General features: G+C 64.2%; 24 protein-coding genes. 6 read left to right on the forward strand and 18 right to left on the reverse strand.

Annotated elements, in window-relative coordinates; all coding sequences use genetic code 11:
• Nucleotides 1-11: 11 nt before the first annotated feature.
• Nucleotides 12-1,283, reverse strand: a complete 1,272-nt coding sequence (gene hemA, locus M4J39_RS11340; RefSeq protein WP_251727945.1) for a 5-aminolevulinate synthase — start codon at nucleotides 1,281-1,283, stop codon at nucleotides 12-14.
• A gap of 436 nt (nucleotides 1,284-1,719) precedes the next feature.
• Here hemA and M4J39_RS11345 point away from each other — a divergent pair, with 436 nt between their 5' ends.
• Together M4J39_RS11345 and M4J39_RS11350 are read left to right on the forward strand one after the other, a co-directional pair.
• Complete coding sequence (locus tag M4J39_RS11345; protein WP_026790096.1) at nucleotides 1,720-2,220, forward strand: response regulator; 501 nt, start codon at nucleotides 1,720-1,722, stop codon at nucleotides 2,218-2,220.
• 116 nt (nucleotides 2,221-2,336) lie between these two features.
• Nucleotides 2,337-2,669, forward strand: a complete 333-nt coding sequence (locus tag M4J39_RS11350) for a hypothetical protein (RefSeq protein ID WP_251727946.1) — start codon at nucleotides 2,337-2,339, stop codon at nucleotides 2,667-2,669.
• A 15-nt stretch (nucleotides 2,670-2,684) separates the two neighbouring features.
• On the opposite strand, the gene M4J39_RS11355 is transcribed toward M4J39_RS11350, so the two are convergent.
• Entirely contained in the window at nucleotides 2,685-3,389 is a 705-nt protein-coding gene (locus M4J39_RS11355; RefSeq protein ID WP_251727947.1) for a polysaccharide deacetylase family protein, read from the reverse strand.
• A 124-nt stretch (nucleotides 3,390-3,513) separates the two neighbouring features.
• Between M4J39_RS11355 and M4J39_RS11360 the strand changes: the two genes are divergently transcribed.
• A complete protein-coding gene (locus M4J39_RS11360) occupies nucleotides 3,514-3,873 on the forward strand; it encodes a DMT family protein (protein WP_251727948.1) in 360 nt (119 codons plus the stop codon).
• Nucleotides 3,874-3,976: 103 nt separating this feature from the next.
• On the opposite strand, the gene M4J39_RS11365 is transcribed toward M4J39_RS11360, so the two are convergent.
• Nucleotides 3,977-4,615, reverse strand: coding sequence for a tetratricopeptide repeat protein (locus tag M4J39_RS11365; protein WP_251727949.1), 639 nt, complete (start codon nucleotides 4,613-4,615; stop codon nucleotides 3,977-3,979).
• A gap of 37 nt (nucleotides 4,616-4,652) precedes the next feature.
• On the opposite strand from M4J39_RS11365, the gene M4J39_RS11370 reads away from it, so the two are divergent.
• Complete coding sequence (locus tag M4J39_RS11370) at nucleotides 4,653-6,329, forward strand: cache domain-containing protein (RefSeq protein ID WP_251727950.1); 1,677 nt, start codon at nucleotides 4,653-4,655, stop codon at nucleotides 6,327-6,329.
• Here M4J39_RS11370 and M4J39_RS11375 read toward each other — a convergent pair whose 3' ends face one another.
• Genes M4J39_RS11375 through cpaB form a run of 6 tightly spaced genes read right to left on the reverse strand, consistent with a single transcriptional unit; the run spans nucleotide 6,330 to nucleotide 13,245 of the window.
• Complete coding sequence (locus M4J39_RS11375) at nucleotides 6,330-7,328, reverse strand: type II secretion system F family protein (RefSeq protein WP_251727951.1); 999 nt, start codon at nucleotides 7,326-7,328, stop codon at nucleotides 6,330-6,332.
• A 7-nt stretch (nucleotides 7,329-7,335) separates the two neighbouring features.
• Nucleotides 7,336-8,295 carry a type II secretion system F family protein gene (locus M4J39_RS11380; protein ID WP_251727952.1) on the reverse strand — a complete coding sequence of 320 codons (960 nt, stop codon included), beginning with the start codon at nucleotides 8,293-8,295 and terminating at the stop codon, nucleotides 7,336-7,338.
• Between the two features lie 7 nt (nucleotides 8,296-8,302).
• Nucleotides 8,303-9,709 (reverse strand): CpaF family protein, encoded by a 1,407-nt coding sequence (locus tag M4J39_RS11385; RefSeq protein WP_251727953.1) that lies wholly within the window; start codon nucleotides 9,707-9,709, stop codon nucleotides 8,303-8,305.
• Complete coding sequence (locus M4J39_RS11390) at nucleotides 9,702-10,943, reverse strand: response regulator receiver protein (RefSeq protein ID WP_251727954.1); 1,242 nt, start codon at nucleotides 10,941-10,943, stop codon at nucleotides 9,702-9,704. Before M4J39_RS11390 ends, M4J39_RS11385 begins: the two co-directional genes overlap by 8 nt.
• 5 nt (nucleotides 10,944-10,948) lie before the next feature.
• A complete protein-coding gene (locus M4J39_RS11395) occupies nucleotides 10,949-12,319 on the reverse strand; it encodes a type II and III secretion system protein family protein (protein ID WP_251727955.1) in 1,371 nt (456 codons plus the stop codon).
• Nucleotides 12,316-13,245 carry a Flp pilus assembly protein CpaB gene (gene cpaB / locus M4J39_RS11400; RefSeq protein ID WP_251727956.1) on the reverse strand — a complete coding sequence of 310 codons (930 nt, stop codon included), beginning with the start codon at nucleotides 13,243-13,245 and terminating at the stop codon, nucleotides 12,316-12,318. Before cpaB ends, M4J39_RS11395 begins: the two co-directional genes overlap by 4 nt.
• Nucleotides 13,246-13,441: 196 nt before the next feature.
• Between cpaB and alr the strand changes: the two genes are divergently transcribed.
• On the forward strand, nucleotides 13,442-14,545 hold the full coding sequence (gene alr, locus M4J39_RS11405; RefSeq protein WP_251727957.1) for an alanine racemase: 1,104 nt from the start codon (nucleotides 13,442-13,444) through the stop codon (nucleotides 14,543-14,545).
• Nucleotides 14,546-14,549: 4 nt separating this feature from the next.
• On the opposite strand, the gene M4J39_RS11410 is transcribed toward alr, so the two are convergent.
• The 6 genes from M4J39_RS11410 to M4J39_RS11435 all read right to left on the reverse strand — a co-directional run bounded on the left by M4J39_RS11410 (nucleotide 14,550) and on the right by M4J39_RS11435 (nucleotide 19,684).
• The gene (locus M4J39_RS11410) at nucleotides 14,550-15,383 is read right to left on the reverse strand and encodes a class I SAM-dependent methyltransferase (protein ID WP_251727959.1); all 834 of its coding nucleotides are present in this window, start codon (nucleotides 15,381-15,383) and stop codon (nucleotides 14,550-14,552) included.
• Between the two features lie 109 nt (nucleotides 15,384-15,492).
• Nucleotides 15,493-16,278 (reverse strand): gluconate 5-dehydrogenase, encoded by a 786-nt coding sequence (locus M4J39_RS11415; protein WP_251727960.1) that lies wholly within the window; start codon nucleotides 16,276-16,278, stop codon nucleotides 15,493-15,495.
• 20 nt (nucleotides 16,279-16,298) lie between these two features.
• The gene (gene kduI / locus M4J39_RS11420) at nucleotides 16,299-17,141 is read right to left on the reverse strand and encodes a 5-dehydro-4-deoxy-D-glucuronate isomerase (protein ID WP_251727961.1); all 843 of its coding nucleotides are present in this window, start codon (nucleotides 17,139-17,141) and stop codon (nucleotides 16,299-16,301) included.
• Nucleotides 17,142-17,169: 28 nt separating this feature from the next.
• On the reverse strand, nucleotides 17,170-17,631 hold the full coding sequence (locus M4J39_RS11425; protein ID WP_251727962.1) for a YhcH/YjgK/YiaL family protein: 462 nt from the start codon (nucleotides 17,629-17,631) through the stop codon (nucleotides 17,170-17,172).
• 51 nt (nucleotides 17,632-17,682) lie between these two features.
• Complete coding sequence (kdgT, locus tag M4J39_RS11430) at nucleotides 17,683-18,675, reverse strand: 2-keto-3-deoxygluconate transporter (RefSeq protein ID WP_251727964.1); 993 nt, start codon at nucleotides 18,673-18,675, stop codon at nucleotides 17,683-17,685.
• A 49-nt stretch (nucleotides 18,676-18,724) separates the two neighbouring features.
• Nucleotides 18,725-19,684 (reverse strand): PfkB family carbohydrate kinase, encoded by a 960-nt coding sequence (locus M4J39_RS11435; protein ID WP_251727965.1) that lies wholly within the window; start codon nucleotides 19,682-19,684, stop codon nucleotides 18,725-18,727.
• Nucleotides 19,685-20,306: 622 nt separating this feature from the next.
• On the opposite strand from M4J39_RS11435, the gene M4J39_RS11440 reads away from it, so the two are divergent.
• On the forward strand, nucleotides 20,307-21,062 hold the full coding sequence (locus tag M4J39_RS11440; protein WP_251727967.1) for a GntR family transcriptional regulator: 756 nt from the start codon (nucleotides 20,307-20,309) through the stop codon (nucleotides 21,060-21,062).
• 104 nt (nucleotides 21,063-21,166) lie between these two features.
• On the opposite strand, the gene M4J39_RS11445 is transcribed toward M4J39_RS11440, so the two are convergent.
• The 3 genes from M4J39_RS11445 to M4J39_RS11455 are packed head-to-tail and all read right to left on the reverse strand — an operon-like array spanning nucleotide 21,167 to nucleotide 23,848.
• Nucleotides 21,167-21,925 (reverse strand): ABC transporter ATP-binding protein, encoded by a 759-nt coding sequence (locus M4J39_RS11445; RefSeq protein ID WP_251727968.1) that lies wholly within the window; start codon nucleotides 21,923-21,925, stop codon nucleotides 21,167-21,169.
• Nucleotides 21,922-22,887: an iron chelate uptake ABC transporter family permease subunit gene (locus tag M4J39_RS11450; RefSeq protein ID WP_251727970.1), complete on the reverse strand. Its 966-nt coding sequence runs from the start codon at nucleotides 22,885-22,887 to the stop codon at nucleotides 21,922-21,924. Before M4J39_RS11450 ends, M4J39_RS11445 begins: the two co-directional genes overlap by 4 nt.
• Nucleotides 22,877-23,848 (reverse strand): iron chelate uptake ABC transporter family permease subunit, encoded by a 972-nt coding sequence (locus tag M4J39_RS11455; protein ID WP_251727971.1) that lies wholly within the window; start codon nucleotides 23,846-23,848, stop codon nucleotides 22,877-22,879. The genes M4J39_RS11450 and M4J39_RS11455 overlap by 11 nt, the downstream gene beginning before the upstream one ends.
• Nucleotides 23,849-23,947 lie beyond the last annotated feature (99 nt).

Raw genomic sequence — 23,947 nt, forward strand, 5'->3', positions numbered from 1 at the left:
GGCGTTCGCTGTCAGCCGCCAGCGGCGCTGAAGATCTGCTGGCGCACGACGGTCTCGGCCTCCGGCACGCTCGGCTCGGAGAACGGCAGGTTGAGGGTTTCCCACACGTCGACCAGCGCATCGCGCAGGTGGTCGATCACGGCGTCGTTGTGGAACGGCGTCGGAGTGATCCGGAGGCGCTCGGTGCCGCGCGGCACCGTCGGGTAGTTGATCGGCTGGATATAGATGCCGTGCTTGTCGAGCAGGATGTCGGTCGCCTTCTTGCAAAGATCGGCGTTGGCGACCAGCACCGGCACGATATGCGTCACCGACGGCATGACCGGCAGGCCGGCGGCCCTCAGCACTGCCTTGGTACGGGCGGCCTGACGCTGATGTGCCTCGCGCTCGCTGCGGCTTTCCTTGAGGTGCCGGATCGACGCGGTGGCGGCGGCGCAGAGGCCGGGCGGCAGGGCCGTCGTGAAGATGAAGCCGGGGGCGTAGGAGCGGACGGCGTCCACCAGCGATTTCTTGCCGGTGATATAGCCGCCCATCACGCCAAAGCCCTTGGCGAGCGTTCCCTCGATGACGTCGATGCGGTCCATGACGCCTTCACGCTCGCAGATGCCGGCGCCACGATCGCCATACATGCCCACGGCATGCACTTCATCGATGTAGGTGAAGGCGTTGTACTTGTCGGCAAGGTCGGCGATCTTCTCGATCGGGGCGATATCGCCATCCATCGAATAGACGCTTTCGAAGACGATCAGCTTGGCGCGATCCGGGCCGGCAGCGATCAGCAGCTCCTCGAGATGGTCGAGATCGTTGTGTCGCCAGATCTGCTTGGAGACGCCGGACGACCGCACGCCGTGGATCATCGATGCGTGATTGAGAGCATCGGATAGGATCAGGCAGTTGGGCAGGAGCTTGGCGATGGTCGAGATCGCAGCCTCGTTCGACACATAGCCCGACGTGAAGACCAGGGCGGCCTCCTTGCCGTGCAGGTCGGCGAGCTCGTTCTCGAGCTGGACCAGGGGATGGTTGGTCCCGGAAATATTGCGAGTGCCGCCGGCACCGGCGCCCATCGCCTCGGCTGCGGCCGTCATGGCGCCGATCACCTTGGGATGTTGGCCCATGCCGAGATAGTCGTTGGAACACCACACGGTGATCTCGCGCGTGCCGCCGCCCTGATGCCAGAGAGCGGTGGGGAACCGTCCGGCCATCCGCTCCAGTTCCGCGAACACGCGATAGCGCTTCTCGTCCTGCAGCGCCTGGACGGCACTCTCGAACACGGCATCATAGTTCATGATCGATCCAATCCCTCCGACGCCCGGCGGACTGAGCGTCTTTCCGTAAACGGATCGCCCTGCCATGGCCGACGGTCCGTCGTCTTTCCACCTACGATAACCTACGCATGTTGCCGCGAGACGCCTTTGATCACGATCAAATCATACGCTGTCTTGATCAAAGGGTCGGCGAAAAGACGGTGGGAGCTTCCCGATGTCCTTGCGTGGTCACAGTTTTTTGAACGGGTCCAGAAACCCGACGCATCTGTCTGAAACTAAAGCACGGCATCGGTGAAGTCTCAAGCGGTTTCGTCATCGCCGAGCCAGGAAAGGGTCGGCCGAGGCGAAGTTGCCGGTCCTGTTGGCCTTTGGTCGATGCCCTCGGCCCACCGCCGCTACGGCGGCAACGCCTAACCGCTTTTTCACCTTTGGCTGATAGGGAGGTAGGCGAAGGAGTATGCCGGTGCAGCTTGATCTGTCATCCCTGACCTTCCTGGTCGTGGAAGATAGCGCCTACATGCGCACGATCCTCAGGACGATGCTGCAAGGCTTCGGCGCGCGCCGCATCGTGGAAGCCGAAGACGGCGCTTCCGGCCTGGAGGCGATGGATCGCGCCAATCCGGATATCCTGATCCTCGACTGGGTGATGCCTATCCTCGATGGCGCCGACATGGTGCGGATGATCCGCGTACCGTCCAATCCCTTCGCCTATATTCCCATCATCATGGTCACCGGACACACCGAGCGCAGCCGGATCATCGAGGCGCGCCGACTCGGCATCCATGAGTTGCTGTGCAAGCCGATTTCGGCCAAATCGCTCTATCAGCGCATCCAATCGGTGGTGCTGGCGCCGCGCGATTTCGTAAAGACGCCGACCTACTTCGGGCCGGCGCCCCGCGAGATTCGCAATCGCCAGAATATCTGGCAGGCCAAGCCGGGCGAGAAGGCGGCATCCTGATGCCGCTTTGGCTCTCGCGCCGTGAAACTCTTTTGCCTACTCCGCGTTAAGGGACTGATGACGGTTCGTTTCGCTACACCGTTCGATCGGCCGGCCAGTCCTTCTGGAGAGACGATATGGTGCGCATCCCCGGAAAAACCGCTTTCCTGCCACTGATCATCGCCATGGCTCTGGGGCTCCTGTCCCCCGCCGGCGCCGTCGAGGCCCCCTCCGTCGTGCCCGCCGCCCCACCCGCCTGCCTGGTCGGCCTCGGTCCGGGGGATGGTTCCCCGGCCTGGTCCCTGCTCGATGTGACGCCGAGCCGCAGCGTCGATCTCGATCTTGCCGATGGCGCCGGGCTCACGGTCGCCTGCGGCACGTTCGCGGCGCCGAAGAGCGGGCCGGCTGCCGGGATCGGTCCCGCCGGTACCGCCGATCCGTCCGCCAAGGGGGACTTCGGCTCGCTCTGATCGAGTTGGAGGGCTTCAGCCAGTCGGCGGACGGAAGGCGAGGTCGAGTCGTTCGAAACGCACCCCTCTCGCCAGAAGGGCCTTGATGCCCTCGACGACACCGGCACCGGCCGGCCGCTCCGGATGATTGATGTGGGCGATGACGACGTCACCCGGCTTCGCCATTCGAATGCGCTTACTCACGGCGGCCGCCGGCAGCGAGGCGCCGACATCGGCGTTTAGCGAGTAGCCGGCGATGCGGTAACCGAGTTGGCCGATCAATTTTACCGCGTCGCGACTGTAGCGGGCCGAGGCGTCACGATACCAGATGGGACTCCGTCCGAAGGCGGCTGTCACGGCCGCCGCGCCTCCCGTCACCTCCTGCGAGACGGCCGAAAGCGATCCCGCCGTCGGCAGGCCGAAGACGGTCGGTCGATCGGTGATGGCCGGCACGTGGTTTTCACCATGGTTTTCGATTTCGAACAGATCGGCATGCGCCAGAAGCCGCGCCGTGGCCGACGCGTTTCGCTTCAGCCATCGATGCGTGACGAAGATGGTGGCGGGGACCCGGTCGGCGATCAGCTCGTCCAGGATGCGCTCGTCAACGGCGCCCGAACAGGCGTCGAAAGTGAGTGCCACGGCATGATTGCCAGCCGGAAGCGTCAGGCGTGGCTCGATGTCTCCGGCAATGGCTGGAGAGGCAAGCAAGGCGAGGAGTGAAACGACAAAACGCAATCGCATTGCTCGGCCCCAGACATTGGACGGCGGGTCGATGCGCCGCCGGAATGTCGAAATCAAGGCTGCCGTCATGCCGCCCAAATTCTGGAATCAAGACTCCGGAATTATTCCCACCGGAACTGCCCTGATGTCCTTCATCCCGCCGGCATTGCTCCCTGTCGTTCTGCTCGTCGCCTCCAATCTGTTCATGACCTTCGCCTGGTACGGCCACCTCAAGTACCCGAACAAGCCGCTTTGGGCCGTCATCCTGATTTCCTGGACGATCGCCCTCGTCGAGTATTGCCTTGCGGTCCCGGCAAACCGCTACGGCTTCCGCGTCTATTCGGCGGCCGAGCTCAAAACCATGCAGGAGGTGATCACGCTTGCCATCTTCATGGTCTTCTCGGCCGTCTACCTGAAGCAGCCGGTCACGCTCAACCATATCGTCGGCTTCGCATTCATCGGTCTCGGTGCATTTTTCATCTTCAAGGGACCGATTCGCCTCTAGAGCCACCCCAGCAAAAGTGGGAACCGGTTTTGCGTCCGGAGTTGCTTCAAAAACAAAGAGCTAGAGCCTGTTGGCGAACCAGAGTTCGCCGGACGGGCTCTAGTCAGCTCTCGCTGCTCTTGGCCGAAGCATTGGCGACGATCACCGGATTGCCCGGGGCAAGCGTCAGCGCTTCTGCGAACAGAAGCTTGGCTGCCGCGTGGTTGCCTCGGTGCCACTGTGACCAGCCCATGTTGTTCACCACTTCGCCGCGCCGGCCGGCGATGGCGATCACTTGCGCGTAGGCCTTGTCGGCGACCTCGAACCGCCCGAGGCGATCGGAAGCGGCGGCGAAGCCGAGCCACGCTTCCGGATCGAGCGGATCCTTGGCGAGGGCTGCTCGGAACGTGCGTTCGGCGCCGGCGAAATCACTCTGTCGAAAAGCAGCCTTGGCGCGGTTTCGCAAAGTCGCCTGTTGGCTTGCGAACTGCGAATACTCGGGGCCATCGTCGATAAGCCCATCCTCGAAGGCTGTACTGCATGCACTGAGTGGCAGGGCTAGCAAAAGAGCGAACGCAGGCAGGAAGAAAAGTCGGTCCATGGTGCATACCTTGGTGGAGTGCCTGATGGTAGCGAGTGCACCATAAATCTGCGTCAAGAATTCCTGTTCAATTTTATTGAGAGGTCCGCCAGAAATAAATACTTGGGCGGGCGGTGACGGCTCTATTCTATTAACAAGCTGTTCACACGCATGATCAATCATCCGACAGGAGCGTCCTGTGTCAAGGGGTGGTATAAGAATGATCAGGCTCAACAGCATCGCCGGCCGATTCCACTCCCTCATACTACTGGCTGTCTTGGCGGTGGCCGGCGTCGCTGGGTTGTCGACCTACCAACTCACGGCATCCAATCGGACCCATCGTACCGAGACGCTGCGCTCCCTGACGGATACGGCGGTGTCGTCGGTCGGGCACTTCGCGAACTTGGCAAAGAACGGCGCCCTCGACGAGGCGACAGCGAAAGAGCAAGCGCTCTCGGCGCTTTCGTCCTTGCGCTACGACGGTGAGGAATACTTCTTCGTCATCGACTTCGATGCCCACATGGTCATGCATCCGATCAAGCCCGAGCTCGACGGCAAGGATCTTTCCGCCTCAACCGATCCCGCAGGCGCGCCGCTCTTCAAGGACATGGCTCGGCTCGCCAGGAACGGCGGCGGCTACTACAGCTACCTGTGGCCGAGGCCGGGCGCCGAGCAGCCGGTGCCGAAAACCAGCTATGTGCTGCCGTTCCCCGCCTGGGGCTGGGCAATCGGAACGGGCGTCTATGTCGATGATATCGCCGCCGAAAACCGCTCATCAGCCATCTGGGCTGCGATCTCCACCTTGGTGATCGCCACTCTGTTGGTCATCGTCGCCACTCTGCTTACCCGAACCATCACTCGCCCGATGCGAGCCCTGCGCGCTTCCATGGCGGGCATCGCCGAAGGGCGGACGGTGGAGGTCGCGGGTTTGGAGCGGACCGATGAGGTGGGGGAGATGGCGCGCGTCGTCGATGTGTTCCGCCGCAGTGCCGAGGAGCGGGATGCCCTTCGCGCCGAACAGGAGCGGGCCGAGCGCGACCGACAGCGCCGCCGCGAGGCCGTCGAACGGCTGATTTCCAGCTTTGGCGGCGATGTCGGTCGTCGGCTCGACGCTGTGATCGACGAGATGAACGGTCTCGATCGCCTGGCCGGAGACCTTTCCACCGCCGGTGAGGAAACCGAGCGGTTGGCGGGCATGGCGGCGCAAGGTGCGGAGCAATCGGCGACCAGCGCCTCGGCGGTCGCCTCCGCTTCCGACGAGTTGCGCGGTGCGATTTCCGAGATTTCCGAGCAGATCTCCAGGACCTCTGAAGTGACCTTGCGGGCGGCCGAGATGGTCGATGGCGCGAACAAGCGGGTGGGAGAACTGGCCGAACTCGCCGTCGCCATCGGCGAGGTGGTCACCCTCATCGACAGCATCGCCGCGCAGACCAACCTCCTGGCCCTCAATGCCACGATCGAAGCCGCGCGTGCCGGCGAGGCAGGCAAGGGTTTTGCCGTGGTTGCCAGCGAAGTGAAATCGCTGGCCGCGCAGACGGCCCAGGCGACCAGCACCATTTCCGAGAAGGTCGAGAGCATCCAGTCTTCGACCGGCGACACCGTCGAGGCGATCCGCTCGATCGGCGTCGTGATGAACGAGGTGCGCTCCTATACCACCGCCATTTCGGCGGCCATCGAAGAGCAGGGCGTCGTCACCGGCACGATCGCCGCCAACATCGGGGCGGTATCCTCGGGTGCCGCCGATCTGACTCACAGCGTGGGCGGTGTGTCGGCCGCTGCGGAGAAATCGCGTGCCGCCGCCGGCTCGGTTTTCTCGACCTCGGCGGACGTGACGGAGAAGACCGCCGAACTGCGCCAGCGGGTGCGCGCATTCCTTGATGACGTCGCCGCGGCCTGATCAGCTGTTGAACTTCACCACCACCGGCCAGATGGCGATGAACAGAACCACCGGCAGGATGCAGGCCGTGACCGGCACCGACAGCTTGGCCGGCAGGGCATAGGCCTTTTCCTCGGCCGCGGCGAGGCGTTGGTGGCGCATGTCCTCGGAGAAGACGCGCAGCGCGTCGGAAAGGCTCGATCCGAGTTCACGCGACTGCTGCAGCAGCGTTGCAAAGGCGCGGACCTCAGGTACGCCGACGCGGTCGGCCAGAGTTTGCAGCGCCAGCTCCATCGAGCGCCCGGCCCGCACCTCAAGGCAAAGCACCTGGAGATTGACACCGAGCGCCGGATACATCGGCGCCAGCTCCTGCGTCACGCGCTCCAGACTGGCTTCCATGGAAAGCCCGGCATTGGCGCAGACACCCATCAGATCCATGAAATCGGGAAAGGCAATGCGGTTCTGCCGCAAAACGGTCTTGGTGCGCCGGTCGACGTAAAAGCTTGGGGCAAGATAGCCGACGATAGCGGACACCATCAGGATGAGAAGCAGTTTCGTGAACTCGGGCTCGAAGCCGATGACCTTCAGAGCCGACAGAGCGACGAGCGGCGCCAGGATGGCTCCTGCGAGACGGGCAAGAAAGAACACGGCGACGGCATGCGGCGAAAACAGGCCGGCGCGGATCATCCTCTGCCGGGCCAGCTTCATCTTGCCGGCGTCGCCGCTGCTGACGATGCTGTTCGCCTGGGAGATAAACCGTTCCAGCGTCGGCGGCAGACGGTTTCCTTCGGGTCCGAGTCCCAGGGCCGACAGAGGATCGTCGACTGGCTCCTCTCCCGCCGTTTCTCGTTTCGACGCAGGCAGATCGACCTTGAGCCGGCGTCTCACGCGACTGCGACGCGCCAGCGAACTCGCAATCGTCGCGGCGATGCTCGCCAGCATGGCCACAAAGGCGATGAGTGCCACGAGTTCCGGTCGGGCCTTGGCGATATCGAGCGCGGTGAGGACGACGTCAGGCATTGTAACCTCAGAAGCGGAAGCTGATCATCTTCTTCATCATCAGGTTGCCGACGCCGAGCCAGGCAGCGGCGCCGACGAGTCCCCAGGTGGTCATCGGCTTTCCCCACACCGAGCCGTAATAGTCGGGCGACATGAAGTTGAGAGCCACGAACAGCAGGACCGGCATGGCGGTGAGGAAGACGGCGGAAATCCGACCCTCGGCCGAGATCGACCGAATCTTCCGCCGCATCTTGATGCGCTGCCGGATCACGTCGGTGAGGTTTTGCAGGATCTCGCGCAGGTTGCCGCCTGTCGACGACTGGATCGACACGGCAGTCACGAAGAGCGGAAGGTCTTCCTGGCCGACCCGGGCTTGCATGTTGGCGAGCGCCGTCACGAGATCGGCGCCGTAGGTCACCTCGTCGGCCATCATTCCGAACTCGGTGCCAATGGGGTCGGCCATTTCGCGCGCCACCATCGACATCGCCACCGGTACGGGATGACCGGCTTTGAGAGAACGGACGATCAACTCGATCGCCTCGGGGAACTGCACGGCGAACTTCTCCTGTCGTTGGGTTCGCCGCATGCGGAGCGCCATGACGGGCAGGACGAAGCCGCCGAGCGGCAGCGCTATGGAGGTTTTCACGAGGTCGTGGTCGGTAAAGTTGAAAACGAGGCCCGCGATGATGAGGCCGGTGGCGGCAAACACCAGCATCAGCTTGGTGAGGCCGATGGTGATGCCGCACTGAACGATCAGCCGGCCGAGCCAGGCGAGGTGGCTCGGCATGCCGCCGGAGGCGGTCAGGCCGCGCTCACGCCTGAGCAGGATCATGATTTCCTGCCTGTTGGCGTCGGGTGCCGTCACGCGGAGTCGGCGATTGACATGGCGGCGGTCGGCACTGGCATTCACGGTCAGGAGATACACCGCCTCCGCCAGAAAGGCGGCGGCGAAGCCGGCGAACGCGTAGAAGAGGTGCATCTCGTTCATGCCGGCCTCACGCGAGCGGTTTGGTGGGGTCGAAATAGGCGCTCGGCACGGTAATTCCCTTGGCGACGAGATCGTCGAGGAAGCGAGGCCGAATGCCGGTGGCACGAAACTCGCCAACAACGGTTCCATCCACCTCCGTTCGCAGGCGATTGAAGCGGAAGATCTCCTGCATCTGGATGATGTCGCCCTCCATGCCGGTGATCTCCGAAATGGAGGTGACGCGACGTTTGCCGTCGGAAAGGCGGGTCAACTGCAGGATCAGGTGGATGGCCGAGGCGATCTGCGAACGGATGGAGGCGACGGTCATCGGCATGCCGGTCATGCCCAGCATCTGTTCGAGGCGGGAGATGGCGTCGCGCGGCGTGTTGGCATGGATGGTGGCCATCGATCCTTCGTGACCGGTGTTCATGGCCTGCAGCATGTCGAAGGCTTCCTCGCCGCGACATTCGCCGAGGATGACGCGGTCGGGCCGCATGCGCAGCGCGTTCTTGACGAGATCGCGCTGTCGGATCTCGCCATGACCCTCCGTATTGGCCGGTCGCGTTTCCATGCGGGCGACATGCGGCTGCTGCAGCTGCAGCTCGGCCGCGTCCTCAATGGTGATCAGGCGTTCGTCCGGCGAGATGAAAGCCGAAAGGGCGTTGAGCATGGTCGTCTTGCCGGTGCCGGTGCCGCCCGAGATCAGCGTGGTGACGCGGGCATTGACGGCGGCGGCCATCAGTTCGCCCATCGGCTTGGCAAGGGCGCCGACGTCGATCAGTCGGTCGAGCGACAGCTTTTTCTTGGCGAACTTGCGGATCGAAACCAGTGGTCCGTCGACGGCGATCGGCCGGATCGCCGCGTTGAAGCGCGAGCCGTCGAGCATTCGGGCGTCACAGGTCGGATGGCTTTCGTCGATGCGACGGCCGACGGCGGCCACGATCTTGTTGATGATGCGCAGGAGATGCGCCTCGTCCTTGAACGGGATGTTGATCGGCTCAAGCTTGCCGAAGCGCTCGACGAAGCAATTCTGGTGGCCGTTGATCAGGATGTCGTTGATCGTGGGGTCGCGCATGATCGCTTCCAGCGGTCCGAGCCCCATCATTTCATCGTAGACGGCGGTGACGAACTCGCCGAACTCCTGCTCGTTGAGCGCAAGTCGCTCCTCGGCAGCGAAGGCGCTCACTTGGCCATAGAGCTCTCGCATCACGGCGTCGGGCGACAGCTTTTCAAGCTGGGAGAGATTGAGGTCCTCGATCAGGCGCTTGTGCAGCTTGTCCTTGGCGGCGATCAGCTTGTCATTGATCGGCTTGGGCAATGGCAAAGGCTGCATCTCGCGCAACGGCGCCACCTGGATCATGGATGCCGTCGGCCGTTCCGCAGGCATGGCCGGCGATGCCTCGCCCGATTGCAGGGTCTGGAAGCGGCTACGCATGACGCCTCCCCTTGTTCGCTGCGGCAGTCTCCGAGCGCTTCAGGCGGGCGAGAAGGGCGCGGAGCGGTGCCGTCCAGGAGGCGATGGCGGTTTCCGTCGGATCGGCGATGATCGCTCTGAGATCGGAGATCACCCGGGAGTTGGGCGCCACCTCTCCGAGTGCCCGCCCTTGATCGAGCGCCTCTCTCACGGCCTTGTAGTCGTTGGCGACCGAGCCGGCGAAGTCCTCGCCGAACAGGTTCTTGATTTCGGAGAGCGATACGCTTGGGCTGCCCTTGGCATCGACGCGGTTGACGATGACGCCGAAGCGGGCCTCTTTGTGGATCCGCTCCCGGACTGCCTGCGCGAGCCGTTGTGCCTGTCGCAGCGCCGGCACCGTCATTTCCGTGGTGAGAAAGACGTGATCCGACCCTTGAAGCACCGAATCGGTCCAGGGGAACCAGGTGCGGGGCAGATCGATCACCACGTTGTCGAAGTGTCCGGCGACGAGGTCGAGCAAGCGTGCCACGAGGTCCGGCCGGTAGCTGCGCATTTCCCAGGGGCAGGGTGGTGCCGACACGATCGCAAGGCCCGACTTGTGGCGGCTCAGCATGACGTCGAGCAGCTTGCGGTCGAGCCGATCCGGCTGGTTTTCGATCTCGGCGATGTCGAAGTGCGGTTCGAGATCGAAATATTCGGCGCAGGAACCGTTCTGGAGGTTGAGATCGACGACGCACGTCGTCTGGTGGCGGCGCGCCGCCGCCTGATGAAGCAGCGCAGCCGCTTGCAGAGCCAGGGTCGTGTTGCCGACCCCGCCGGCCGCAGGCAGAAAGGTGTAGATTCGGGAGTCCGGATAAGGGTCGGCGTCGTCGCGACCAAGCCGGGTGAGCGTGTGGGCAAGGTCGGCCAGCACCACCGGTTTCACCAGGAAGTCCTGGAGCCTCAGCCTGAGGAAACCGCGCGCAACCTCGGCGTCGAACACGCCGGTGATCGGGAGGAAGCGAACCGACGGGCCGGCTTGTCGATAGAGTTCGGACAGGCCGGCCACCGGCCCGTCGGGAAAGGCATCGAGATCGGGGACGACCAGACCGCAGGCCGGATCGGCGAGTTCATCGGACAGCTTGTCGGGTGCCCGCACCTTGAGATCGCCGACATTGGCGCCCGATGTCCGGAGGGCGTCTGCTACCAGGACGGCGAAATCCTTGTCGGCTGTTACGACGACGACGGTGCCGAAGTTGATCGAGGATTCGGCCATAGGCGTCACCGTACCAGGTCCAGGATGTAGCCGCCGGTCGATGCGCCATTGGCGGCGAGATAGGCGGTCGGGTCGGGCGGAACTTCGGCGTTGCCGCGCGCGAACGCGTCGAGATCGCTGCCCGGCAGGGCTCGATCGAAAGGTGTGGCGATGGCGGTGCCGGCTCCGAGTGGATCGACGATGTGAGGCGTCACGATGATCACGAGGTCGGTTTCCGAACGCTTGTAGGCGGTGGAGCGGAACAGGTTGCCGAGCACGGGCACCGAGCCGAGCCAGGGCACGCGATTGTTCGACACCGAGCGCGAGTTGGTGAGCAGGCCGGCGATCACGAAGCTCTGGCCGTCGCGCAGCTCCAGCGTCGAGTCCGAGCGGCGCACCTTGAGTCCTGGAATGGTGATGCTGTTGATGGTGACCGCCGCCGAGTAGTCGATCTCGCTCACTTCCGGCTTGATGTTGAGATGGATGAGGCCATTCGGCGCTACCGTAGGGGTGAAGTCGAGGCCGACGCCGAACTTCTTGAATTCGACGGAAACCGAGTTGTTGTCACTGGCTACCGGCACCGGAAATTCGCCGCCGGCGAGGAAACTCGATGTCTGACCGGACAGTGCCACGAGGTTGGGCTCGGCGAGCGATCGGGCAAGGCCGCGCGCTTCCAGAGCCTGCACCACCATGTCGACGGAGAGGCCGCCCGACAGAACCTGACTGACGATCTCGCCGAATGGTGTGGAACCGGAGGCGAGCGTCGAAGAGCCGACACCGATGGCGAACCCATCGCTCTGGACTGCCCAACCCAGGCCCAGTTCGCGGCTGGCCGATCGCGTGGCTTCCAGGAATCGAACCTTGAGCTGGACCTGTTTGCCGCCGCCGATGTCGACGGCGTTGACGACCTTGTCGCCACCGAACTCCTTGGCGATGGCACCGGCCTCGTCGATGGTTTTCTGATCGGCCGCCACGCCCGACAGAACGATCGAGCCATTGGCCGAGGATACGTCGACCTTGGCGTCGGGCAGCTTTCGCTCCAGCGCGGCTTGCAACCGATCGGTGTGCAGGGCGATTTCGAAATCGGCGGCGCCGACCACGTTGCGTTCCTTGTCGAACAGCACGATGCCGGTAACGCCGCCTTTGGATCCCAGCACCATGAACGACTTGTCGGTGAGCGGCCAGGCATCGGCCAGCGCCGGATCGCCAACCACGATTTCAGAGAAGGCGGTGGTCGTGACGATCATCTGCGGCACGCCCTTGGCGATCGAAAACGACTGGCCCGACGTCGCCGCCGTCATGCGGATGGGCGAGGCGGCATCGGCGGGCAGGGTGGCGACCAGTACGAGAGCGAGGAGAGCGGCGACGTAGAAGCCGACGCGCGTCGAGAGGATCATTGAGGTTCTCCGGCGGCGATCGATGCGGAGGGAGGAGAGGGCGCTTCAACAGGCCCAACCGGCTCACCGGGTGGCGTCACGAGGCGGCTCGGACCGCCATCCCTCACGGGCACTGAGTACTGGGTGAGCTCGGTCGCCCGGCGCACCCACACCGTGGCGTCGGTCACCGGTGGAGTGGGCGGTATCTCCGCCTTGGCGTTTTCGGTCTTGCGGGCGGTGGTGAGGTCGGCGACGCTGATCGGACGGAACGCTTCGGCCCTCACCTCGCCGGCGCGCCTCAGCACCAGCGACAGGCTGCCGACGCTTTGGGCCAGCACCAGCTTCTGCGCGGCTTCCGGCGAAACCTCCACGGTGGCGGTGTGCGCGACCATCGGCTCGGTGCTTTTCTCGTCGGCCATCTGATCGATCGACAGAATGCGCACATCCTGGAGAATGACCTCGGCGACCTCGCCGGTGGTCAGCACGACATCGACCCGGTCGCCCGGCAGGACCAGGCCGCCGACGCCGGCCACGTCGTTGACGCGAAGCGTCACGGCGCGGTTGCCATCGGAGATCAGTCGGGAAACGGCGGCGCGTTCGCCGGGGCCGGTCAGCTTGGAGGCGAACAGCGGCTCGCCCTGCTCCAGCGGATAGAGCACGGTGCGGTCGCCGTCCTTGAAGAGATCGTCCTTCGTTGCGAAGGCACCGGGCGGCAGGTTGCCATCCGGCCATGGAATCTCGCGCACCGCCTGGCGGGAGAGCGGTGCGCCGAAGCGCAGCGGTTCGGCGGCCACCACGAGAGTTCCGAACGTCACCGACGGTCGCGCCGCCTCGATCTCCCTGAGACGGGCGGCTGACGCATTGTCGAGCCAGCGACCGCCCGCCCAGACGGCACCACCGCCGCAGACGACGGCGAGCAGGATCATGACCTTGAAATTGGCACGCATCGAGACACTCATCTCCAGATGCGACCAAGCTAGCAGGTTTGCGATAAAGGCCGGTTCAATCGGTTCGTGGCTTTTCCGCAATCATCTCAAGGTTTTGTTTACCTTGCCAATGCCGGTTCTTCGCCGGTGCGGCTTGCGGCAGGCAAGAAGGGGGACTAAGCCGATTGTCAACGGTTCATCGGCTGCGGAGGAAAGAGTGTCGGCTTCTGAAGGCGTTTCAGGCGCGGCCTCGGCCGGCGGCATTCTGACGATCGGCGTCGAAGCCATCGTCGCCAACTGGCGCAGCCTTGCCGCCCGCGCGGCGCCGGCCCGTTCGGCCGCCGTGGTCAAGGCGGACGCTTACGGCCTCGGCGCCGTGCCGCTGGTCGGACCTCTCTACGATGCCGGCTGTCGCGACTTCTTCGTGGTCACGCTGTCGGAGGCCGGGGTACTCCGCCCGCTGCTGCCGACGGATGCGACCATCTATGTCCTCAACGGCCTGCTGCCGGGCACCGCTGCCGCCTATGGCGACGGCATTCTGCCGGTTCTGAACTCGCTTCCCCAATGTCGCGCCTGGGCGGAAGCCAACCGCGGCGCCCGGCCGTCGGTCATCCAGGTCGACACCGGCATGTCGCGCCTCGGCCTCGACGTCGCCGAACAGCAGGCGCTTGCCAACGAACCCGGCCTGCTCGCCGCCACGGGTGGCCGTCTCGTCATGAGCCACCTTGCCTGCGCCGACGAGCCGGACAAGCCGGCGAGCGGCGAGCAACTCGCCGCCTTCCGGGCCGCCCGTTCACGCCTGCCGGGGCTTGCCGGTTCGCTCGCCGCGTCGAGCGGCATCTTTCTCGGGCCGGATTATCACTTCGATCTCACCCGTCCCGGCGCCGCGCTCTACGGCATCGAGACGAGCCCGCTGGCCACGGGGATCAGGCCGGTCGTCGATCTCAGGATCAGGGTCGCCCAACTTCGGGAAATCGAAGCGGGCACCTCGGTCGGCTACGGCTACACGTTCCGTGCCAGCAGGACGATCCGCCTCGCAACATTGGCGACGGGATACGCCGACGGCTGGTGGCGTCGCTTCTCCGGCGGCGCCGTGGCCGCCTATCACGGCGACACGCGGCTACCTTCGGTCGGCCGCGTTTCCATGGACAGCTTCTCGGTGGATATCAGCGCCCTGCCGGTCGGCGCGCTTGCCGAGGGCGATCTTCTCGAGCTGATCGGTCCGCACCAGAGCGCCGACGATCTGGCCCGCGCTGCCGGCACCATCGGCTACGAGGTGCTGACCTCGCTCGGCCATCGCTACCATCGCGTCTACAGCTGAATTCTCAGGGGCGGGCGATCACCGCGAAGGCCGTGGCACCGCCCGACCATGGGCCGCCGGTCGCGAAATCGACGATCTCCACCTCCGAGTAGCCGGCAGTCAGCACTTCCTCGGTGATACTGGCGGGCGTGTAATACTGCATCCAGTTGTAGACTTGGAAGGTTCGGTCGGGCGTTACGATGAGATAGCGGTCGAGACCGATCGCCTGGTCACGGTAGAGGTGCGTGGTCTTGAAGCCGACGTAGTCGCCGGCCGACCAGAATCCGTTCATCAGGCGTGGTGCGAAGATCGTTTCCTCGCTCAGCTCGTCGAACATGCCGGTCGAGAAGACGTCGAACACGAAGACGCCGCCCGGCCGCAGCATGGCCTTGATCTTGTCGAGGATCAGCCCGCGCTTGTCCGGCGCCATCGCGCAGAAATCGCCGTAGATCATGGTGGCGAGGTCTTGCCCGGAGGGCAGTTCATCCCTGAGGTAGTCGGCCTTCTGGTAATCGATGGAAAGCCCGGCCGTTTCCGCTGCCTTGCGGGCATACGCCAGCGAGTTGGTCGAGAAGTCGAGGCCCGTCACCAACGCGCCGCATCCGGCATATCGTCTCGTATAGAGCCCGGGGCCGCATCCGAGATCGGTGACCGACAGGCCGGTGAGGGGAAGGCGCCGATCCAGCCAGTCGACGAAGGCCTCGATAGTGCCCGGGCGCCGCGAGGCGAGGTCGCTGGTCTCGTCGAGGTGGAAGCGCAGCATTTCCGCCGCGATATGCGGGTCGGTCCACAGTCGCTCTGTGGTCGAAACGGAAAAGGGGGCGGGGCGGGCGAGGAAGTTGGCGAGAATTTCGTACATGATGGCGCACGGTAGGCTCCGCTCGCCCAGGACGAAAGCGAAATCTCGGTTCCAAAACAACGGCCGCGTCCAGGTGGAACGCGGCCGTCCTGTTCAAGAGCTCAGTCGATCAGGGCTGCTTGCCGATGTAGGCGAGAATGCCGCCGTCGACATAGAGGATGTGGCCGTTGACGAAGTCCGACGCCGACGAGGCGAGGAACACCGCCGGTCCCTTGAGGTCATCGGTGGTGCCCCAGCGTCCGGCCGGTGTCTTGGCGCGGATGAAGGAGTCGAAGGGATGGCCGGGAACGCGCAGCGGCGCGGTCTGCGGCGTCTCGACGTAACCGGGACCGATGCCGTTGCACTGGATGTTGAAGGCGCCATACTCGGAGGCGATGTTGCGGGTCAGCATCTTGAGGCCGCCCTTGGCCGCGGCGTAGGCCGACACGGTCTCGCGGCCGAGTTCGGACATCATCGAACAGATGTTGATGATCTTGCCGCCGCCCTTTTTCATCATGCCGGGGATGACGGCCTTGGCGACGATGAACGGCGCCGTCAGGTCGATGTCGATCACCTGGCGGAAGTCCTTGACGTCCATCTCGTGCATCGGGACGCGCTTGATGATGCCGGCGTTGTTGACCAGGATGTCGATGGTGCCGAGATCCTTTTCGACGTCGGCCACCAGCTTCTGCACTGCGGCCTCGTCGGTGACGTCGGCGATGTAGCCTCGGGCGTCGATGCCCGCCGCCTTGTAAGCGGCAAGCCCCTTGGCAAGGAACTCCTCGTTGATGTCGTTGAAGGCGATGGTGGCGCCGGCCTCGGCCAATGCGCTGGCCAGCGCGAAACCGATGCCGTAGGAGGCGCCGGTGACGAGCGCCACCTTGCCTTCGAGCGAGAATGCATTCGGGTAGGTCATTATGGTCTGTCCTTGCTCGCTTAGCGCAGGTCGCCGATGGCAATGTGGTCCATGTCGTCGAAGGTCTGGTTCTCGCCGCCCATCGCCCAGATGAAGGTATAGGCGCTGGTGCCGCAGCCAGCGTGGATCGACCAGGACGGCGAAATGACCGCCTGTTCGTTCTGCACCAGGATGTGCCGGGTTTGGTTGCCTTCGCCCATCATGTGGAAGACGGCCTGTCCCTCGGGAATGTTGAAATAGGTGTAGATCTCCATGCGGCGCTCGTGGGTATGGGCGGGCATGGTATTCCAGACGCTGCCCGGCGCGAGCTGGGTCAGACCCATGGAAAGCTGGCAGGTCTCCAGCACGTCCGGGTGGATGAACTGATTGATGACGCGCTTGTTGGCGGTGGCCTCGTCGCCGAGCGGCTTCTTCTTGGCGTCGGCCATCGACAGGAAGGTGGTCTTGCAGGCTTTGTGGGCCGGTGCGGACACCATGTAGAACTTGGCTGGCGCCTTGGCATCGTCGCTCTTGAAGACGACGGACTTGGTGCCCTTGGTGATATAGAGGCAATCCTGGAAGTCGAGGTGGAAGGTCTCGCCGTCGGCTTCGATGGAGCCGGCGCCGCCGATGTTGAAGATGCCGATCTCGCGGCGCTCCAGGATATAGGCGGTGCCGAAGTTCTTCATGCAGTCGATGCCCTTGTCGAGCGGCACCGCCTCGTTGACCGGCTTACAGCCGAGCGTCACCATGCGGTCGACATGGGAGTAGACGGCGACCACCTCGTCATCACGGTAGAGGTTTTCGATCAGGAACTCGGCGCGCGTCTCCTCGGTGGTGTAGCGCTTGAAATCCTTCTGATTGGCCGAATAGCGAATGTCCATTGTTGTCTCCGAAGGTGAGAGTGGGTGATCAAGCCAGGATCTTGACGACGACCTTGCGAACATTGGCCGGTGCGCCCAGAGCGCAACCGGGGCGGTGGATGTCGGTGGGGTGGAAGACGGCGTAGGCACCGGTGCCCAGCATGAGGTCGCTCTCGTCGGCTACCGTTGAGAAGAACTGAACGTCGCGACTTTCGAGAAGGTCCTCGGACACCGGATTGTTGCCGGCGAGCGGCGCATAGCCGATCACTTCTCGTCCGCTCGCCACGTACTGGATGTCGATATAGCGGGCGTGGGATTCGGGGCGCTTTTCGGCCTTGGGCGCCGTCTCGTAGTCCTGGATCAGGGCGTAGAGGCGGTCGCCGTCGATGTCGACGCGGCCGGCGGGCAAGGCGTTGATGTCGGTCTCCGCGAGAAAGCGAAGCCCCCGCCGGATGGTCTCGGGCAGGTTGGCGGCGTCGCGGTCGAGCGTGGCGATATGGCTGAGATACATCGGCTTTCTCCTGGAGCGGTGGAGCCGGCGGTCGGCGCCGGCCCTCCTGCGTTACGCTGCCGCTTGCAGTTCCTGGACCGGCGCAGGGGCAGGGGTGGCGCCTCTGGTGCGCTTGGCCCAGATGCCGGTCAAAATCGGCACCAGGATCGCCGTGGTCAGGCAGGCGGCGGCGACCAGCGAGGTGGCCGTGGCCGCAGCCGGCTTGAAGGCGGGCACCATCTCCGCGATGATCATCGGGTTGGCGACGGCGGCGCCGGCCGTGGAGGACGCAGCGAGGCCGGCGGTGCCGTTGCCGCCACCGATCAGCTTGTCGGCCAGCATCAGCGGAATGCCGGTGATCACGATCACGATGACGCCGAGCAGGATGCCACCAAGGCCGGTCTGGGCGATGACGTGCAGGTCGATGCCGTTACCGAGGGCAAAGCCGAAGAAAGGGATCAGCGTATGCACGCACTTGCCGAAGAACTCCTTCAGGTCCTTGTCGAGGTTGCCGAGCAGGAAGCCGATCAGGAAGGGCAGCACCGCGCCGACGAACAGGTGCGGCTCGAAGGTGGCGACGCCGGCTGCGCCCAGGATGAACATGGACACCAGCGGACCGGACTCGATGGACATCAGCACGAAGGCGCCAGCTTCTTCCTTGGTGCCGTATTGCTGCATGACCGCCGCATAGAGACCGCCGTTGGTCATGTCCATCGCCGCGCAGATGGCCAGCGCCGAGAAGCCGGCGAAGAGACCCGCCTGCACGCCTTCGATCGGCAGGAACTGGGCGGCGGCGTATGTGGCGGCCCAGGCGACCAGCGTCTTGACGACGACGAGGTTGCCCGATTTGCGCAGCACGGTGCCCGTCGCACGGAGATCGATGGTGGCGCCCATGCAGAAGAACCAGACCGCGAGGATCGGCACCGTGCCGGAGACCAGGCCGTTGGTGAAGGAGCCGAAGTATTTGCCGGCTTCCGGATAGAAGGTCTTGCACAGTGCGCCAAGGATCAGCGGCACCAGCATCAGTCCTCCTGGGACTTTATCGATCGCTTTCTTGATGTTCATGATGTCTAGTCGTCTCTAGCGTGAAAAATGGTGTTGGCGCGGGCGGCGATCAGCGAAGCCGGGCGATTTCGGAAGCGAAGACGTCGGGCGTGGCGTCTTTCGGAATGATGGCGCCCCGGTGCTGCACGACGGCGCCGGCGACCGCGTGGGCACGAAGCGCGGCTTCCGCCGGAGCGAGGCCAAGGCTTCGGCCGAGGAGATAGGCAGCCGAGAAACTGTCGCCGGCGGCTGTGGTGTCGACGACCTTGTCGACGGCCGTGGCGGGCACGGTCTCGATCTTGCCGTCATGGATCAGCGTGCAGGGCTTGGCGCCGTCCTTGATCACCACTTCAAGACGCGGCATGGCCGCGAAATGGCTGGCGCCGGCCTCTGGCGTCGGCGCGATGCCGAGGACTTCGAGTTCCTCCACCGTCACCAGGACGCGGCTTGCGAAGCCGATGACCTCCTCATAGGTGGCGCGCGTCGTTTCGACGTTATCCCAGAGGAGAGGACGGTAGTTGCAGTCGAAGTCGATGGCGACGCCATCGCGGGCGAGTTCGCCAAGGCGGGCGATGAGCCGGGCTCGGCTCTGCGGCCTCAGCACCGCGAGACTGATGCCGGAAAGATAGATGTTGCTGTAACTGGCGAGCGCGGTGAGGATGGTGTCCGAACCGTCGGTCTCGAAGGCTTCGCGGACGGCGGCTTCGCCGCGCCAGTAGTAGAAGCGGCGCTCGCCATTTGCGTCGGTCTTGATGAAGTAGAGGCCGGGGCGACGGCCCGGGCGACGCAGCACCAGGCGGTCGCCGACGCCTTGGGCGCGCCAGAATTCCGCCATGGCATCGCTGAACGGATCGTCACCGATGGCGCTGACGTAATCGACAAAGCTGCCGAGTTCCTTGCCCAGCCGGGCCATGTAGGCCGCCGTATTGAAGGTATCGCCGCCGAAGGACTGTGTGATGCCGCCGTCGGGCCGCTCTTGCAGCTCGACCATGCATTCACCGATGGCTGCCACGCGAATGTCCTTGGCCACGTCATCCTCCGATCGTTCGCCATTCGATTTCGGCGGGGGCACTTCGGCTACCCGCTCTCATTGGCTGGACCATCTAGTCGCCGGCGTTTTAAGTCAATACGCATTATTCCATGTCTATATGCACGAAAAGATGTCGATACCAAAGTCTAAATCGGAATATATAACGAACTGAATTGCGAATATCTGGCGCATGTGAGAAGTAATTGTCTCGCCTCAAATTGAATGAACGATAATAAATACAATCTTATATACAAGATATATAAGGTATATGCGATGAATGAATCCATTTTTTGTTTGCTCGAGCATCTCGGGTAAGCTGGAAGGGCTGTCCCGCACTCAAGGCATGGTCAGGTCGACCTCAGGTTTCCACTTAAGACAGGCCGATTTATGCTGACGAGGCCCGCATGCGCCTTTCACGGGCGACATCCGTATCGCCCCTGATCCGCGAGCTTGGCACTAACCCACTCAGACCAATTTCATATATCTGAAATACGAGATGGAGGCGCGTCGCCTTCAAAGGATCGCTACGACGGGATGAGGAGGCTGGCCGCACGTCCCCGTAGACATCCTCGATGAATCGACCGAGCCTGCAAAAGCAAGGGCAGCCCATGGAGCGAACCCGATGACGACATGGACCATGAACGATGGCGGACGATCTCCGGCCGCCGGTGCTGCGGCCGGCGAAACGGCCGCTCAGTTGGTTCACCGCCGGCTGCGGGACGACATCGTTTCCATGCGTCGTCGGCCGGGCGACGTCATCTTCGAGAAGGAGATCGCCACAGAGGCCCGCGTCAGTCGGACACCGGTCCGCGAAGCGCTGCTCCGCCTCGCCGATGAGAAGCTGATCGAGATCGTACCCAAGTCCGGAACCATGGTTTCCCGGATTCCAGCCGAGACCCTGCCCGAGATCATCGTCGCCCGCGCCGCGCTTGAGGCGGTGACCGTGCGGGCGGCTGCCGAGAGCGCCAGAGGCTCCGATATTGCCGGTCTCAGAGCGATCATAGAGCGCCAGCGCGAGGCGCTTGCCACGGGGGATATCGACGGCTTCCACGCTTCCGATGAACTCATGCATAGGGCCATTGCCGAGGCCGGCAGGCTGTCGGGGTTGTGGGCCATGATCGTACAGATCAAGGTTCAGCTCGACCGCTACCGCCGTCTGACGCTGCCGCAGCCCCATCGCATGGAACGGGCGCTCGCAGAGCATGAGGAGATTGTCGACGCTATCGCCGGCCGCGACGCCACCGCAGCGGCGGCAGCCATGGATCGCCACCTCGACGGACTTCGCATCAGCCTCGCGCCGATCCGCGACCTCAACCCCGACTATTTCTCCGGTGACGTCAGTGCCGTCTATGACCGCTGGGCCGGCGAAACGGCCTGACAACCCTGGTCCATCATCCGGCCGGAGTGAAACGAGAGCCGATAAGCTGACGCCTAAAAAGAAGGCTTGAAGCGCGATCTGTCGCGATCCGGTCGAATAGCGCTCTATGGAGCGACGCTGATCACGCGTCGTCCCTCGATATCGAGGACGTCCCCTTCGACGCAAAAGACGTCTGAGAGAAGCGAGCGGGTGATGATCTCCGATGGCGGGCCGTCGCCGACGACGCGCCCGGCCTGCATGACGACGATCCGATCGGCGTAGGTGGCGGCAACGTTGAGGTCGTGCAGCACGACTATCACCGTCTTGCCCGGCTGGTCGCCCATGCGGCGGAAAAGCCGCATCATCGACACTGCATGATGAATGTCGAGGTTGTTGAGCGGCTCGTCGAACAAGGCGTAGTCGGCGTCCTGGGCGAGCGCCATGGCGACGAAGGCCCGTTGCCGCTGACCGCCGGAGAGCTGATCGAGAAACCGATCGGCCATGGCATCCAGCCCGACGAAAGCGATCGCCGCCGCCACCCGCTCCTGGTCGTCGCGGTTGGGGCGCCCTCGATTGTGCGGGAAGCGGCCGAAGGCGACGAGATCGCGGATCGTCAGCCGCGCCGCGACGTGATTTTCCTGCCTCATCACGGACAGTCGGCGGGCCAGTTCGCGGCCGGGCGTCTTCGTCACATCGAGGCCGTCCACGAGAACGCTGCCGGAGTCGGATTTCATAAGCCGGCTAATGATGGATAGAAGCGTCGACTTGCCGGCGCCGTTCGGGCCAACGATTCCGACCACGCCGCCGTGCGGAATGGCGAGGCTGACGGTGTCGACGACCAGCGTGTCTCCGTAGCGTTTGCAGATCTTGTCGATTTCGATCATCGCCGGCCGGACCTGAACAGGATGAGAAGGAACGTGACGCCACCGACGAAGTCGATGACGATGGACAGCGCGGTGCCGAAGCCCAGCAGCCGCTCCAGCAGCATCTGGCCACCGACCAGCGTGACGATGGCGAGGCCGATGGCGACTGGCAGCACCTCGGCATGCTTGGCCGAAGGGATCAGGAGATAGGCGAGGTTGGCGACCAGCAGGCCGAAGAACGTGGTCGGTCCGACCAGCGCCGTCGACGCCGATACCAGGACGGCGACGACCGCGAAGACGATGGCCGACAGGCGCGCCGTGTCGACGCCGAGGCCGGTTGCCCGGTCGCGTCCCAGAACGAGTACGTCGAGTTCGGCAAGTCGGGGAAGCACGATGACCGTCGCTGCTACCGCCAGCAGCGCGGCAACGCCGATCAGCGCCGGATCGACGACGTTGAAGGAGGCGAAGGTCCGTCCTTGCAGCACGAGGAAATCGTTGGGGTCCATGATGCGTTGCAGGAAGCTCGACAGGCTGCGGAACAGCGCCCCGAACAGCAGGCCGGACAGAACGACCAGCGGCAGGTTCCGACCTTCTCCCCGGAAGAGCAGACGGAAGAGCAGGCCGGATAGACCGACCATGGCTAGGCATTCGACCGAAAAGAGCAGCCGCGGATCGATCGCTCCGGCACCGGCGCCGCCGAGGGCCGCCACCAGCGAGGTCTGCAGCAGCAGGAACAATGCGTCGAAGCCCATGACGGCCGGTGTCAGGATACGGTTGCCCGTCAACGTCTGGAACAGCACGGTCGACAGGGCGATGGCGTAGGCGACCGTGACGAGGGCCGCGAGGCGCATGCCGCGATGAGCGAGTATGAAGCTCCATGGCCCCTTTGCGCCGATCGTCATGAAGGCGATCGCCGACAGAATGGCGAGCGACGCCACCACAACCATCACGAAGCGGGCGGACCGCGGGCGATCAGGCGGCATGGCCGCGTCGCCAGAAGATGAACGTCAGGAAGCCGAGGCTGCCGACGACTCCCATGATGGTCCCCACCGGGATTTCATAGGGCGCGATGACGATCCGGCCGACCACGTCCGACGCGAGGACCAACACGGCGCCGCCCGTTGCCACCACCGGCAGGCTGCGTCGCAGGTCGTCGCCCAGGAACAGGCTGACGACGTTCGGAACGATGAGGCCGACGAAGGGGATGGCGCCGACTGTCACCACCACCGCAGCGGTGACCACCGACACGATGATCAGGCCAAAGATGACGAGCCGCCGATAATCGAGGCCCACGCCGACCGCTACGGCCTCGCCCATGCCGAGAATGGTGAAGCGGGCGGCGGTCGCATAAGCGGCGGCCACCAGACCGGCGATGATCCACAGGAACTCGTAGCGGCCGCGCAGCACGATAGAGAAATCGCCGCTGCCGAAAGCGCCGAGCGATTGCAACAGGTCGAAGCGGTAGGCGAGAAAACTAGTCGCCGCGTCGAAGATGCCGCCGAGCATGATGCCGACCAGGGGAACCATCAGCACAGACCCGAGCGGCAACCGGGAAATCAGCATCAGGAACAGGGCCGATCCGGCCAGCGCCACCAGGGCGGCCACCAGCATGCGCACGATCACCGGGGAGCCGGGCATCAGGAGCAGCGTCAGAAGGATGCCGAGGCTTGCCGATTCCACCGTGCCGGCCGTCGACGGTTCGACGAAGCGGTTGCGGGCGATCATCTGCATCAGGATTCCGGAAACGGCCAGTCCGGCGCCTGACAGCAGCAGAGCGACGGTGCGCGGCACACGGCTGGCGGCGAGCACGAGGGCGCCGTCGCCTTTCAGCGTCAGCACGTCGGACCATGCGTAGCCACCCCCGATGAGGAGGCTCGCCGCGGCAAAAAGAACAGTCGTGATCAGGAGGATGCCAAGCAGCACCGGACGAGTCGGAACGCTCACTCGGCCTTACCCCTTTTCATAGCGTCTCGGATGGCCGCAGACTGTCCCGGCGCAGGTGAGGCGGATATGGCTGTCATTCTGGCTGTCCTCGAAGGCTCC

It is taken from the genome of Pleomorphomonas sp. NRK KF1, from assembly GCF_023721755.1.
Taxonomy (GTDB): domain Bacteria; phylum Pseudomonadota; class Alphaproteobacteria; order Rhizobiales; family Pleomorphomonadaceae; genus Pleomorphomonas.